This is a genomic window from Paenibacillus vortex V453, assembly GCF_000193415.1.
GTDB classification, from domain to species: domain Bacteria; phylum Bacillota; class Bacilli; order Paenibacillales; family Paenibacillaceae; genus Paenibacillus_AQ; species Paenibacillus_AQ glucanolyticus.
This window is the reverse complement of record NZ_ADHJ01000049.1, coordinates 94,487-107,960: the sequence shown is the minus strand read 5'-3', so window position 1 is coordinate 107,960 and position 13,474 is coordinate 94,487. Positions and strand designations below refer to the sequence as shown.

16 protein-coding genes and 1 riboswitch are annotated in these 13,474 nt (G+C 51.8%); of the genes, 13 read left to right on the top strand and 3 right to left on the bottom strand.

Annotated elements, in window-relative coordinates; translation table 11 throughout:
• Positions 1 to 499 precede the first annotated feature (499 nt).
• Positions 500 to 1,351: an SDR family oxidoreductase gene (locus PVOR_RS26065; RefSeq protein ID WP_006212560.1), complete on the top strand. Its 852-nt coding sequence runs from the start codon at positions 500 to 502 to the stop codon at positions 1,349 to 1,351.
• 60 nt (positions 1,352 to 1,411) lie between these two features.
• Here PVOR_RS26065 and asd read toward each other — a convergent pair whose 3' ends face one another.
• Positions 1,412 to 2,215 (bottom strand): archaetidylserine decarboxylase, encoded by an 804-nt coding sequence (gene asd / locus PVOR_RS26060; protein WP_006212559.1) that lies wholly within the window; start codon positions 2,213 to 2,215, stop codon positions 1,412 to 1,414.
• A gap of 165 nt (positions 2,216 to 2,380) precedes the next feature.
• Positions 2,381 to 2,493, top strand: a riboswitch (TPP riboswitch).
• Between the two features lie 91 nt (positions 2,494 to 2,584).
• On the opposite strand from asd, the gene PVOR_RS26055 reads away from it, so the two are divergent.
• The 8 genes from PVOR_RS26055 to PVOR_RS26025 all read left to right on the top strand — a co-directional run bounded on the left by PVOR_RS26055 (position 2,585) and on the right by PVOR_RS26025 (position 8,375).
• Positions 2,585 to 3,214: an ECF transporter S component gene (locus PVOR_RS26055; RefSeq protein WP_006212558.1), complete on the top strand. Its 630-nt coding sequence runs from the start codon at positions 2,585 to 2,587 to the stop codon at positions 3,212 to 3,214.
• Positions 3,207 to 3,614, top strand: a complete 408-nt coding sequence (locus tag PVOR_RS32910) for an ATP-binding cassette domain-containing protein (protein WP_327196594.1) — start codon at positions 3,207 to 3,209, stop codon at positions 3,612 to 3,614. Before PVOR_RS26055 ends, PVOR_RS32910 begins: the two co-directional genes overlap by 8 nt.
• Positions 3,583 to 4,884, top strand: coding sequence for an ATP-binding cassette domain-containing protein (locus PVOR_RS26050; protein ID WP_327196593.1), 1,302 nt, complete (start codon positions 3,583 to 3,585; stop codon positions 4,882 to 4,884). Before PVOR_RS32910 ends, PVOR_RS26050 begins: the two co-directional genes overlap by 32 nt.
• Positions 4,881 to 5,687, top strand: a complete 807-nt coding sequence (locus PVOR_RS26045; RefSeq protein WP_006212557.1) for an energy-coupling factor transporter transmembrane component T family protein — start codon at positions 4,881 to 4,883, stop codon at positions 5,685 to 5,687. The genes PVOR_RS26050 and PVOR_RS26045 overlap by 4 nt, the downstream gene beginning before the upstream one ends.
• A gap of 223 nt (positions 5,688 to 5,910) precedes the next feature.
• Positions 5,911 to 6,480, top strand: a complete 570-nt coding sequence (locus tag PVOR_RS26040; protein ID WP_006212556.1) for a TetR/AcrR family transcriptional regulator — start codon at positions 5,911 to 5,913, stop codon at positions 6,478 to 6,480.
• Positions 6,481 to 6,484: 4 nt separating this feature from the next.
• Positions 6,485 to 6,844 (top strand): DMT family transporter, encoded by a 360-nt coding sequence (locus tag PVOR_RS26035; protein ID WP_006212555.1) that lies wholly within the window; start codon positions 6,485 to 6,487, stop codon positions 6,842 to 6,844.
• 147 nt (positions 6,845 to 6,991) lie between these two features.
• Positions 6,992 to 7,588 (top strand): LysE family translocator, encoded by a 597-nt coding sequence (locus tag PVOR_RS26030; protein ID WP_006212554.1) that lies wholly within the window; start codon positions 6,992 to 6,994, stop codon positions 7,586 to 7,588.
• Between the two features lie 7 nt (positions 7,589 to 7,595).
• On the top strand, positions 7,596 to 8,375 hold the full coding sequence (locus PVOR_RS26025) for an AraC family transcriptional regulator (RefSeq protein ID WP_006212553.1): 780 nt from the start codon (positions 7,596 to 7,598) through the stop codon (positions 8,373 to 8,375).
• A 319-nt stretch (positions 8,376 to 8,694) separates the two neighbouring features.
• Here PVOR_RS26025 and PVOR_RS26020 read toward each other — a convergent pair whose 3' ends face one another.
• Entirely contained in the window at positions 8,695 to 9,120 is a 426-nt protein-coding gene (locus tag PVOR_RS26020) for an ImmA/IrrE family metallo-endopeptidase (RefSeq protein WP_006212552.1), read from the bottom strand.
• Between the two features lie 77 nt (positions 9,121 to 9,197).
• The gene (locus PVOR_RS26015; RefSeq protein WP_006212551.1) at positions 9,198 to 9,617 is read right to left on the bottom strand and encodes a helix-turn-helix domain-containing protein; all 420 of its coding nucleotides are present in this window, start codon (positions 9,615 to 9,617) and stop codon (positions 9,198 to 9,200) included.
• A gap of 296 nt (positions 9,618 to 9,913) precedes the next feature.
• Between PVOR_RS26015 and PVOR_RS26010 the strand changes: the two genes are divergently transcribed.
• The 4 genes from PVOR_RS26010 (at position 9,914) to PVOR_RS25995 (ending at position 13,458) form a co-directional block, all read left to right on the top strand.
• On the top strand, positions 9,914 to 10,390 hold the full coding sequence (locus PVOR_RS26010) for an ArpU family phage packaging/lysis transcriptional regulator (RefSeq protein ID WP_006212550.1): 477 nt from the start codon (positions 9,914 to 9,916) through the stop codon (positions 10,388 to 10,390).
• Between the two features lie 539 nt (positions 10,391 to 10,929).
• Positions 10,930 to 11,769 carry a hypothetical protein gene (locus tag PVOR_RS26005; RefSeq protein ID WP_006212549.1) on the top strand — a complete coding sequence of 280 codons (840 nt, stop codon included), beginning with the start codon at positions 10,930 to 10,932 and terminating at the stop codon, positions 11,767 to 11,769.
• Between the two features lie 10 nt (positions 11,770 to 11,779).
• Positions 11,780 to 11,989 carry a hypothetical protein gene (locus PVOR_RS26000; RefSeq protein ID WP_006212548.1) on the top strand — a complete coding sequence of 70 codons (210 nt, stop codon included), beginning with the start codon at positions 11,780 to 11,782 and terminating at the stop codon, positions 11,987 to 11,989.
• Positions 11,990 to 11,991: 2 nt separating this feature from the next.
• Complete coding sequence (locus tag PVOR_RS25995) at positions 11,992 to 13,458, top strand: phage tail sheath family protein (RefSeq protein ID WP_006212546.1); 1,467 nt, start codon at positions 11,992 to 11,994, stop codon at positions 13,456 to 13,458.
• Positions 13,459 to 13,474 lie beyond the last annotated feature (16 nt).

Here is a 13,474-nt window from a genome sequence, read left to right as displayed (position 1 = left end):
CATAGTAAGCGCTTTAGGGTAAATGTGACGTACAGTTTAATTTTATGAAGGGGGGAGAGGGGAATGAGCCCAAGAAGACGGGTGCGCGGTCGTTTCTTCAGCCGCGGTGGCTGCGGTATATTCAGAAATCGCTTGCGCCGCATGAAGACAGCGAATCAGGATCATCAGGATGTGTGGTTTTAATGAGCCTTGGCCTTCATACGGGTGATGTTGAATCCCGATTTCATATATGCTTTTCTCAGGATGAACCGCAAAGGGAGCTAACCGGCTCCCTTTTTCTCGTATATATAGAGTACGCGATAGGTATTTTTTTCTTATGTGTACCTTCGGGTGCCAGACCTATTCATACAACGGAAATTTGATATATTAAGCATATACATAAAGTTTGTTCGGCTGAGGCCAAAGGGAGTAAGTTTGTTGGTAAGGTATTCTGAAGGAATAGAAAGGTGATGGGAGTGACGTTGTTGGTGGCAAGTACGGAATATGTGGTGAACCGTTGGTGATTGCAGGGACAGGAAAAGTGGCATTGGTGACGGGGGCCTCCAGCGGCTTTGGGCTGCTTATCAGCCTGGAGCTGGCGCAAGCGGGATATGATGTGGCTGCAGGGCTTCGCAGACCGGAGGCGGCTCAAGAGCTGATGACCCGCGCGGAGCAGGCGGGTGTTGCAGAGCGAATTCATCGGGTTCGATTGGATATATGCGATGAAGAGCAGGTACGGGCGGTTGCCCTGCATTTGGAGCAGCGGTTTGGTCGATTGGATGTGCTGGTGAACAATGCTGGTGAAGCGGTAGGCGGAATGGTGGAGGAAGTGCCGCTGAGTGGGTGGAGAAGACAGATGGAGACGAATTTCTTCGGAACGGTATCTGTGACACAGCACATGCTGCCGCTGATGCGCCGGACCGAGAATTCCAAGATTATTCTCATGAGCAGCATCAGCGGCGTGGTCGGCTTCCCGGGTTATGGACCGTATGCTTCCTCCAAATTTGCGATTGAAGGATTCGGGGAGAGCCTGTCGCTGGAGCTTATGCCCTTCGGCATGCACGTTGTGCTGGTTCAGCCAGGTGCTTATGGCACACCGATCTGGAATAAGAGCTTTGGTGAATTAGAGGTGAAGGAAGGGTCACCCTACAGCGACATGCTGAAGGGTGTGCTGGACTATTCCGAGCGGACAGCCAGGGGAAGCGGAAATCCGCTGGAGGTGGCGAAGCTCGTGGCAAGGATTGCCTCCATGTCCAAACCGAGATTCCGATATAAGCTGCCCCAAGGCACGCGTATAACCGCATGGATTAAGGGATTGCTGCCGGACCGGTGGTTTCAGCAGATGATTTATCGGATGCTGGGCAGACGTTAATCATTCATGCTGCTAATGATCGAATGCCTTAACTTGTCATGTGCGCTGGGGCGGCAGGAATTACCCTTTTTTGGCCGTGGAGGGGTGCAGCAAACCGAGTAATTCTCCCATTTTTACTTTGGAGCCGGGCTCCAGGTCGCCGCGAGGGCTAAACGTGCCGTTCTCCGTCAAAAGCACAACGGTAGAGCCGAATTCAAAATACGCGAGTTCATCGCCGATCTGCCATTTCTTAACGCTCTCATCGGCGTAACGGATGCTGCTCACGTTCATTGCGCCCACCTTCACCACGGCAACTTCTCCGAATTCATGGGCAATGTAGGTAATGAGACGCTCATTGCGGCTCAGCACAGTTCGGATATGGGTCATCGCAAAGTCATTCACGGGGTAAACCTTCCCCTTCAGATGCTCGCTTTCCGCCTGAACACCGGTTACGGGTGAATGGATGCGGTGATAATCTGTTGGGCTTAAATACAATACGAATGCATAACCGTTTATATAGTTTTCCATTCTCGGGGATTTCGCGAGCAGCTCGCTCAGGGTGTAATCCTGTCCCTTGACACTCAGAATGGTGCCGGCATGAATGGCGCACATTGCTGAAATAGTGGCATCGACAGGGCTTACCATGGCATCGACGGTGTCATCGATGGCACGCAGGCCTATTTTTAACCGGCGGGAAAAGAACTCGTTCAATGAGCGGTATTCGTGGATCTCTTTCTCCGCTTCATGAGCCGGAATTTGATAGATTCGTATAAATGCAGGTATTAGATGACGGCTCAGCCGGCTGTGGGAACAATGCCCCATCATTCGGGACAACCATTTTCGGGAGGAGAGCTCAGTCATCAGACGCAGCAATTGTTTAGCCATGTCATTCTCCTTTGTGCATAGGTGTAAGCAATATAACGATGGTGGAAAAGCCAATCACTCTGATATTGACATAGAATGAGATGGAAATCAATAAATAGCCATATTTGAAAAAAGGTTCTTGCAAATTCTGGAGCGGACCTGTATTTTAAAATTAACATAAAACCGAATAGGGAATACGGGGGCTTGAGTGAATCAGGCTGAGATTGCAGCTATTATCCGCTGTTGACCGTTAATCTGAACTGGGTAATGCCAGCGTAGAGAATATCCGACCCTGCCTACATAGGGCCTATTTTTCCGTCTGCGCGTTTTTCCAGACGGTTTTTTGTTGTGTTTACACAAAAATAGCGGTGGAGAGGGGTACAGGTTGTTATGGGAACATCAATGCAAGAGAAGTTGGGGGTTCAGCCCAGAAGAGGGCTGCGGTTAAGCGATATTTTGGTGACGGTGCTGGTATCGCTTGTGTTTGGCGTGATTTATCACTTCTGGGGGTCGGTCTATAATCTTTTTAAACCGTTGTTTTTTGAAGCGGATGAGCTGCTCTACGGCATGTGGTTTGCGGCAGCTACGCTGGCTTATTTGTTAATTCGCAAGCCGGGCGTGGCCATCATCGCGGAAGTGGCTGCGGCCCACGTGGAGGTGCTGTTTGGCAGCGGCTGGGGATTGACTCTATTGTTATATGGCTTGATTCAAGGACTGGGGGCGGAGTTGGTATTCGCGGCGCTCCGCTATCGGAGTACCTCAGCGTGGACCTTGGTGATTGCCGGGGCCGGAGCGGCCATCGGTTCGATGATAATGGACTTCTATTACAGCTATACGGACGATCTGCAGACATGGATGTTCCTGGCCAAATATGGTATGCGGGTAATCAGCGGTGCAGTTATTGCAGGTCTGTTAATGCTGCTCTTGGCCAAGGCGCTGGATCGTACAGGCGTAACGTCACTGCTGCGTCCCGCGTCGAAGAAGGATTACGAAGCGCTGGATGATGCGCGCCATGTCTAATGCCACGGTAAGCCTATTTCCGGCTCAGTCCGCTGAGGTTCAACAGGAGCAGGCTGTGCAGGTGGAGGGACTGCGCTTGAAGTATCCCGGGGAAGAGAGGCTGATGTTCAAAGATCTCTCGTTCTCGGCAGCCCGTGGGGAAAAGGTGCTGCTGCTTGGTCCGAGCGGATGCGGCAAATCCACGCTGCTCCAGGTGCTTAGCGGAATGATTCCCCGCGCTACGGAAGTGCCAATGAAGTGTGAGGCACAGATTGTCCCGCGCTCCTGGGGATACGTATTTCAAGACCCGGATACGCAGTTTTGCATGCCGTATGTGGATGAGGAGCTGGCCTTTGTACTAGGAGAATCTGAGTATTCCCCGAGACGAGATGAAGGAACGGATGCAAGCGGCGCTGCATGAGGTGGGGCTGAATTTGGAGGAGCTTCATCTGCCGATCGGCCATCTGTCGCAAGGGATGAAGCAGAGGCTGGCGCTGGCTTCCGCCCTGCTGCTGGAGCCGGAGGTGCTGTTCCTTGACGAGCCGTCCGCACTGCTTGACCCGGAAGGACGGGAGCAGATCTGGGATGCGGTGAAATCCGTATCGGAAGGACGTACACTGATCATCGTCGAGCACCGGATCGAAGAGATGGCGAAATACGTGGATCGTGTCGTTCTGTTCAGTCCGGATGGCGTTATTCTGGGCGATGGACCGCCGGCGGCAGTATTTGCTAAGTATGAGTGCGAGCTTAAATCCTATGGAATCTGGTATCCCGGCGTGTGGGAAGATTATGCTCAGACCCGGGCCGGCCGGGAATTGTTTGCTCCGGTTGATGCCTATGGCGAAGATCTGGGGAATCTCCTGCACGAGGCTGCCCTGCCTTACCCTTTAGATGGGGAGCCTGTGATCCGTTTAGAGGATTTCAAGGGACTGAGATGGGATAAACCTGTGATTTCTCTCCCTTCGGCAGAAGTTTATCGGGCAGAATTTATTGCGGTGGTAGGGCCGAACGGAGCGGGGAAAAGCTCGTTTCTTCTCAGTCTGATGGGACTGCTGCGCGCGCAAGGGACCTACGTGCTCTGCGGGGAAGAGGTTGTGCAAGGCAAGGCGAGAAAGGTGCGGAAGAAGAGAGAGCAGCAGCTCCGTCAAATCGGATTCGTGTTTCAGAATCCGGAGCTTCAGTTTCTGACGGAGCGTATTGGCGACGAGGTTGTTTACTCCTTGCTGGTGGATAACATGCCTGCGGAGGAAGCGAAGGCCCAAGCCGATCGCTGTCTCGAACGCTTCGGACTAAGCGGAATGGAGAACAGGCATCCCTATCAGCTGTCAACCGGTCAGAAGCGGCGCTTAAGCGTTGCCACTGCGATGGCCAGACAGCCGGAAGTTCTGCTCCTGGATGAGCCGACCTTCGGTCAGGACGCGCGGAATACGTTTGCGATTCTGGAGATGTGCGAGCGGCTGCGCCGCACGGGAACCGCCATTCTCATGGTGACCCATGAGATGGAGATTGCGCAGCGGGTCGCCACGCATATATGGGAAATTCGGGAAGGTCAGCTGACCTCGAGCATGGCTTCACCCCGATTGTGTACCGGTGCGGAATCCCGGCAGGAGGATGATGGATTGAACCGGGCCGGAGAATCCTACGATCCCTCCTCCGCAAGCGCAGCTCACCTCACGGGGGTGAATTCATGAATATATGGAACCCTGTACGGATCACCTGGCTGCACCGGGCCAATCCGGTGGTGAAGCTCGGCCTTATTTTTGCCCTCTTTTTCATGACGGTGCTGACCCATGATCTGGATTTCATGATGTATCAGGCACTGGTATTTATGGTCTGTCTGGTGGTGCTGAGTGGGGTTAAACCGTGGAAGATGCTGCTCTTCTTCATTCCGTTTCTGCTTGCCTTTATATCTTCGTCCTCTTCCATGATGCTGTTCGGCAAAGGGGAGACTCTCTGGTGGGAGTGGGGGTTGTTCCGGGTATCGGAAGAAAGCTTCTACCGGGGACTGCATCTGGGGTTTAAGGGGATTGCTTTTGCCTCGGAGGGACTGCTCCTTGTAACGACAACGTCCTCCGTGGATTTATTCTACAGCCTGATGCAGAAGCTGAGGCTTGCGCCCAAGTATGCGTACAGCTTCATGGCTTCGATACGGCTTCTGCCCATGGTGTGGGAGGAGTTTGTGATTCGCCGTCAAGCCTTGAAGGTAAGGGGAGTTCGCCCGATTCGGGGCGTGCGCGACATGGTCAACCGTGCGGGGATGTACGTGGTGCCGCTGCTGGCGCAGAGCATCCGCCGGGCACACCGGGTGGCTGCGGCAATGGAGGCGAAGCAGTTTAACGGGGACCAGGTGAAGGCCCGGACGTATTATTATCCGTCACGTTATTCGCGGTATGATCTGCTGGTGATCGGCTTGCTGGCGGCCGCAGCCTGCTGCGCTTATGTGGCAGCCGGGTATTTTCCGTGGTTCGGGATTGGCGATGTGCGCTTTGATTAAGAAGAATTCATTTTGCAGCAACTAAGCCCGGGATATCCTGAAGGGTCTTTATGGACCTTTTGGGATATCTTTTTTTGGTGAGATTTCAAGGCTATACCTGAGTGTGGAACAGGCCATTCTTCATATTTTTGTAAGGATGTCTGGATTTAATGCCGAGTTTGGCGTTATAATACTATTGGTACTGATATAGTATTTATAGTACCAGAAGCGGGGGAGTATTCACTTGCGTGAGCGAATATTGAATGAAACGATGCGATTGATTCAGCGGCAGGGCTTCACCTTCACCGTTAGTGACCTGGCCCGAGAACTTGCCATCAGCAAACGGACGATTTATGAGCATTTCTCTTCCAAGGAAGAGATTGTTGAACATATCATTGATGGAATGATCCGGCATATCCAGGAACAGGAACGTGACATTGCAGCGGATGAGGAGCTTACCATTCCGGAGAAGCTTCGCCAAATTCTGATCTGTCTGCCTCAGGAGATGGAGAAGATGGATTTGGGAATGCTGCCGGATTTGAAACGGTCGCATTATCCGCAGTGGGAGAAGCTGGACACCTTTTTCAGAGAAGAATGGGGTATTGTCAGCGAGCTGATGGAGCAGGGGATGGCGGAGGGAAGTCTAAAGAGAATCCATCTGCCGGTGTTCATTGATCTGTACCTCGGGTCGCTTCATCAGATTTATGACTCGAGAGCGACGGTTAAGCATCAATTGCCGCTGGGAGAACTGCTGGAGTCCATCATGGACATATTACTGTTTGGCATCGCCGCGGATAAACGGGAGGGGGCGTAAGATTATGCATTGGTTGTATTTAGGTTTGGCGATTGTGTTTGAGGTGGCGGGTACCCTGAATATGAAACTGTCGGAAGGGTTCAGCAAACCGCTGCCCAGCGTGCTGCTGGTTGTATTCTACATCTGCAGCCTGAGCTTTCTGACGCTGAGTCTGAAGCAGATTGAAATCTCGGTGGCATATGCGATTTGGTCAGGTCTTGGCATTCTTATTATTACGCTTATCGGATATATGTTTTTTGCGGAGCAGATCAATGGATTGAAGGTCTTCTCCATCCTGCTTATAATTGCGGGTGTAGTGCTGCTGAATTTGTCAGGCAGCGCGCATGCGCAGGAACAGCCAAGGATTCATCAGTCCGGCAACTAAGTGCGTCAACCATATAGGATTCTTAGAGAAGAGCTGTGCCCAGTGCTTGGTGCGGCTCTTGTTCTGCTGCAATAATGTACTATGCCCCGCAGCGCAACCGGCTCTATAATGGCAAAGGAAATTCCTTTGTAAGGAGCTATCATCATCATGAACCTTTCGTCGTTTTTTATTTACTGTGTCATTGTGGCGTTCTCGCCGGGGCCAGCGAATATCGTCATCTTGGCCTCTGTTCAAAATTCCGGCATGAAAAAGACGCTGCGCTACATTGCCGGAGCATCGATTGCCTTTTTCCTATTAATTGTCGCTTCGGTTGTGTTAGGTCAATTGCTGACGTCCAGCATGCCTTTCATTCTGCCGGCGCTGCGAATTGCGGGCTGCCTGTTTATGCTGTATCTTGCGTATCAAGTGTATACCATGGATGTATCCAAGTCGTCCGGTAACCAAACGACATCCTTCACATCCGGTTTTCTTATGCAGTTTCTCAATCCGAAGGTGGTGCTGTTCACCCTCACGGTTATTCCGAGTTATGTCATGCCATATTATACGGCAGGCCCTGTCATCTCTGCGTTTGTTGTTGCGGTATCACTAATCGGGCTGTCTGCGTACATGACCTGGGCGGTGTGCGGTAGCCTTTTTCAAGGAATTATGCAAAAATATCGGAGAACGACCAACACGATTCTGGCTTTGTTTCTGCTGTATTCGGCAATCGTCGTATCTGGCATACCGGAGCTCATAAAGGGGTGATGGAAAGATGGAGCAGTTTATCTATAAAAAAGCGGTAGGCATTACGGCGCTGTCCGCGAGCCTGACTGATTTTAAATACAAAAAACATTACCACGAGGAGTATGCCCTTGGCGTAACCCTGCGCGGCATTCAGAAATACTCGCTGGATGGCAGTCAGCAGGCTTCCTACCAAAGCGGGGTGATGCTGTTCCATCCGGAGCAGAATCATGATGGCTGGTCGCAGGAACGGACGGGTATCGACTATGTCATGATCTACATCCATCCTGAGCTGTTCCTGGAATTGATCGAGAAGAAGGATATTGTCCGTTTTCAGTCCCCGGTTGTGTATCATGCCGGACTTCGGCAAAGCATCCTGGACGTGACAAAGTCGATTTTCACCGGTCAACCGGAGGCAATGAGCAGCGAGCTGCTGCTGGGTTTGGCGGGACATTTTAACGAGCATATTCTGAACCCGGACGGCAGGAGGGACACCATCTTTACCCGGAAGGCAAAAGAATTGATGCAGGGTCACCTGGACCATGTTCTAAGGCTGGACGAATTAAGCGGGGAGTTCGGGATGTCGAAGTATCAGTTCATCCGTTCCTTTAAAGCGAATACGGGGCTCTCGCCTTATCAGTACTATCTGAACTGCAAAGTGGAGCGCGCCAAACATCTGATCGAGGACAGCAGGGATGTCTATCAGGCTGTTACCCAGTGTGGCTTCACGGACCTTGCCCATCTGAACCGGCATTTCAAGAATGTGTACGGCACAACGGCGTTTGACTACATGTCCCACCTGGATAAGTAAGGGACAGCAGCGTATTTCAGGCGATGCGTGGCATTCGTGCATCATCTCCGTTCTAATGTGTTTAGAATGTAAGAGGGACCGTGGGCTAACACGATCCCGGGATACAAGGTACCGCTATAAGGGCGGCCTTGCTATGGGAAATCCGATCAGAAATAGACCGCTATCCTGACCAAAGGACGGTCTATTTCTTTTTATGTAAGGAAAGTATGAACACAACCACCGGTGCAAATGAAATCATTCGCGTCACTTTTTAGGGTCTGATTTCAAGTTTGTTTAGAGCTTTGGCATATGGATATACATATTCAGAACGTATGTTCGATTAAAGTCTAAAAAAATATAGCATTTCCTGTGGGATGCCAGCCCGTAGATAGAATTCGTGCAAGGATTCTCCCGGTCCCGGGGCCAGATTGGCCGTCAACAGGGCGATGGCAAAACGGTTGGCCTGCCGCTCCAGTTTGCCGGGGCTGAAATAGGAATGCTCCTCCAGAAAAAAACGGCTGATTCCCTTATGGAGACGATCATGTCCCAGCTCATGGGCGCACACAAAGCGCTGCCAAGGTGGTGGCAGCTGATTATGAATGACGATGAATCTCCGTCTTAATTTACGGAAATACAGCCCTTTGGTCGTCTGGCCTAAATCTGCAAATCGAATATGTATGCCCAGCGAAGCCGCAATTTCAAAAGGGCAGTTGGTATGATGTTTTTTGATCAGCTGGCGGATTACGGGTTGTAATTGATCATCCATGCCGGTTCACCTGCAATATTGGTATTGGTTGAATCGTAGTAATCGGTATGTAGCTCCTTATTATGTAGATTAGTAGATTATTTCTTGCGTTTGTTCATCTGTTTGGCTTCCCAGAACAGTCCGGTCAGCACGTCCTTGATGCGCTGCTTGTCCTCTTCATTCAGAGGGACGCCATCAAACATCAGCTCTCCGTCATCCTCAAGCATTTTCTTAAAATCCCGTTTATCCCTGGAGGTTGCCCAAGCGGGAGCCGATATTTCATCTTGATGTGCGGCATCCGTCGGCAGATAGCCTGCTTTATTCATTAGCTCTTCGTAGGGGATTTCAAGTGCATCGGCAATCTTGCGCAAGGTTTGCGGCTTGGGTATGCCCCGCAGCCCGTTCTCGATACGGGAGATCTGTGATCCGCTGATGTCAGCGGCGTGTGCCAGCTGATTGATGCTCCAGCCTTTGTCCTCCCTGATCTCTTTCAAGTATGTTCCAAATATGTGATCCACGTTCCGGCCACTCCTCACCATAGTCCATCTGAGACATCTACCCCTAGTATAAACACATTCACAATCTTTGCCAACAGGTAAAATAAAAGAGAGGATTATTGCCAAAAGGCAAGAAAACGAGAGTTATGATCCCTATTTTCGTGAAAAGTTCACCCTTTTGATGGTTTACGTCTCTCTCCAAATAGTGGTATATTAATGAAAAAATACGAACAATATACGAACGTAAGAATGAGACCACCTTCTGCCAAATGGCAAATTAAACTTTGAAAATGACATTCAAAAGGGAGTGTTTTAAAATGAATCCATTTTTACCGGAATTAGATCGCAGAAAAACCCAGCATGCCGTTGAGGCGATATTCGAGAAATATCGTATCTATAAAACCATTACATTCGAAGTAAGAGAGGTAAGCGTCACCGCTTCCTACACGGAACGGTTCCATGGGCCAACCAACGTAACCTCGGATCAAACGGCGAAGGTCGCTATATATAATGTAGATGTTCCAGCGGCGAGGAAGCAGTATTGCGAGACCATCGAATCGATTGTGGAACGGCTTGGCGAGCGGGAACAGCTCCTGATCCGGGAACGGTATATGAAGCATGACGACGTATTTGATTACAAGGTGTACAACCATATCCTCGAACCGCCGGTCAGCAAGGATACGTATACGAAGATCCGCACCCGGGCGTTCTATAAACTGGCCTTGGCCTTGGCGGACAGGGGATTGCTGAAACTGAACGAGTTGGAAAAAGCCATGAAAAGCACACGGAGCTGAGCTGATACATGTCCAGCTAGAACAGCATATGGAAGTTTAAAGCTGGTACATGCCCAGCTAGAAAAGCACATGGAAGTTTGAGCTGATACACGCTCAGCTAATGGATCCAGGCAAACGATAACCGGAGACCTCTAATAGGCGCTTCGGTTTTTTTGTTTCAAGATGTGTGCAGTTTACCATGATGTTAGAACTCAAAGGAGGTTGTGGATTATACAATAAATACGAACAAACGTTCTTATTTTTTTCCGCCGACAATCCACTTTAAGTTCCGCTTTAACCGTCCAACGATACGTCAGCGTATCCGATTTAGGAGTGTAAGATTGTATTATCGGGAATGAAGCAAAAGAGCATACCGAACACGCATCGTGTAGATGTAGGCCGGCCTTGTAGAGGACCGGTTTTTTGCTTTCGGATGAGTTTCGATTGCTTCATTTTCGATCCCTATATGAACAGAAAGGAGGGGCCGTGTTGCACAATGTGATCGTAGTGACAAGCTGCCTGTCTCATGAACGAGCGGAAGCCGTCCGGCAATCTGCGGAATGAGAGGGGCGGTCAGGCAGGCCGTTGTAGGCATCATTCCGGAGCTTGAAGGCCGCGTGTATGATGTATACCCGCCGGATGGGGCCGTTGAGCCTCTTTTTGCGGCCATCACGCTCGGTGAGGACGTATGGAAATCCTCATGGGCGGGGTACCGGCAGGTGGTTCGCTTGAAGCTGTATGCGAATCCTTCCGAATTGCTGCAGCTGGATCGCTGGGCGAATCAATTAATTCCGGGACTTCACCGCAAGCGGGTTACCGGAGCAGACGGGAACAGCTTCAAGCTGCATTATTTGGGTGTGCCGGAAGCCGACAAGTTCGATCCATCCACAGGCAAAATGATCCGAATCATGCGATTCGGTGTCTATGTGCCGGAGCTTTCAGGAGCTGGTTTCACCGGACAGCCTGACGAATGGCTGAGTGCGCTGGCAGCCTGGACGGGAGATGTGCTGGGCAATTCCTGGAGCATCTACCACACGGCATGGCCGGCAGGGCGGGACGATTGCGCCATGTTATGGCGGATGACGGGTTGTGAGACCCGAATGGCGGGTGCTTCGATGGTTGAGGTCCGCAAAACCTTCACCGGGCACATCGCCGCTCTGGATTCCGGAAGCGAGCAGCTCACCGCTGTAAGGCTTGTGGAGGAGCTGGGCACCCAGGTTCAGCTGCTGCTGGATTCACAGAATCGCCGCTATGCATCGGTGGTTGAGATTGCGAGCGATATGCAAGCCGATCCCATTCTCGACGGACAGCTGAAGCTGACCCTGGCGCAGCGGAAGCTGCGTTCACCGGAAGAAGCAGCCTTGATCAGGCGCGTTAACATTCAACCTATTTTAAAGTGAGGTGGCCACAATGGCTGTGAAAAAAACAAACAAGGCGGAAGCCCAGAGCAGCAGCGCTCCGCGATATGCACTTGCAGAGCTTAAAGCACACGCCAAGGAATTGTTCGAGGTTCGGACGGAAGTGCTCGCAGGCGCCATGTATGGAATTGACGGAGCGTTGTTCACGGTAGCCGAGGTCAAAGAAAAAATCCAACAATTTATGAAAGCGAAGGTGGTCTAATCATGGCGGGTGGAACATGGGAAAGTACAAATAAACCGGTATTGCCGGGGTTGTATATGAATTTCAAGGCGGCGGCCGCTTCGGCGATCTTGGGCGGAGCCCGAGGTACGGTCGTTGTGCCGGTCAAGGCCAATTGGGGACCGGTGCGCGAATTCGTAGAAATCGGAAGCGAGTCTGCGATTGCCGACCTGTATTCTGTGGATAACCAGGACGGGGCAACGGCCTACGAGACGCTTTACCTGGCCTTGCTCGGCGGTCCGAAGAAGCTGCTGGCTTATCGCCTGGCAGATAACACAGCAGCCGCGGCAACTGTTACGCTTCAAAATGCGGAGGCCACGCCATCCGATGTGCTGAAGCTCACGGCTAAATACCCGGGCAGCCGGGGCAACGGCTTCTCGGTCAGCGTTCAGCCGTCGCTGATTGATCAGGCAGCCCGGGAACTTCGCCTCTATGAAGGCGCCAAGCTGCTGGGTTCTTACACAAGTGAAGACGGTTCAGCCGCTTCGATTGCGGCTCAGATCAATGCGGATGACGCGAATCTCTGGGTAACGGCTGCAGCGCTGGATGCTGCCGGTATTCCCGCCGATGTGAGCGGTGCCATGCTGTCCGGAGGCAAGAGCGGCAACGGCAGCCTGACCAACGCGGATTACATCGAGATGCAGGATGCGGTCGAAGGTCAGGAGTTCAACGTGCTGGCACTGGATTATGCGGCCGATATGGCTCTGCTGCAAAGCTTTGCCGCTTGGGTGAAGCGCCTCCGCCAAGAGGGACGCGGCGTGCTGGCGGTGTTCGGAGGGAGCGCTGCGGACGATACCTCCAAGGATGCAGCAAAACTGGCGGCAGATCGTTCGCTTGCATTGAACCACGAAGGGATTATCAATGTCGGTACGGGCGTGCGGCTGTCCGGCGTGAACTACAGTTCCGCCCAAACCGCTGCTTATGTTGCCGGGCTCATTGCCGGCCAACGCTTGAATCAATCTGCTACATACGCGGTAACGCCTTTTGAGGATGTGACCCGGCGCTGGACACGCTCCGAGCAGGAGCTGGCCGTACGCAGCGGTGTGTTCGTGCTCTTCTATGACGGACGCCAGGTAAAAGCGCTGCGCGGAATCAACACACTGGTGAGTCCGGCAGAAGGTCAAAACAATGCCTGGAAAAAAATCCGTTCGATCCGCGTCATGGATGCGATCCATGCGGATTTGCAGCTGGCTGCCGAACAAACCTACATCGGCAAGGTAAACAACACGGAGGAAGGCCGACTCGCATTGATTGGCGCCGTGAAGGAATATCTCGCTTCGTTGTCGCTCAGCAATGTCATTGAGCCTGATGGCTATGACGTCATTCTCGATCCGTCCTATTATGGCGATTCCGCCGTGAACACGCCGGAACCCGATCAGGTCTTCCTGCAGTGGAACGTGAAGCTGACCGACGTGATGGAGCAGCTGTTTGGAACATTCTACGTGCAGTAAATGGGACGCCCGATCA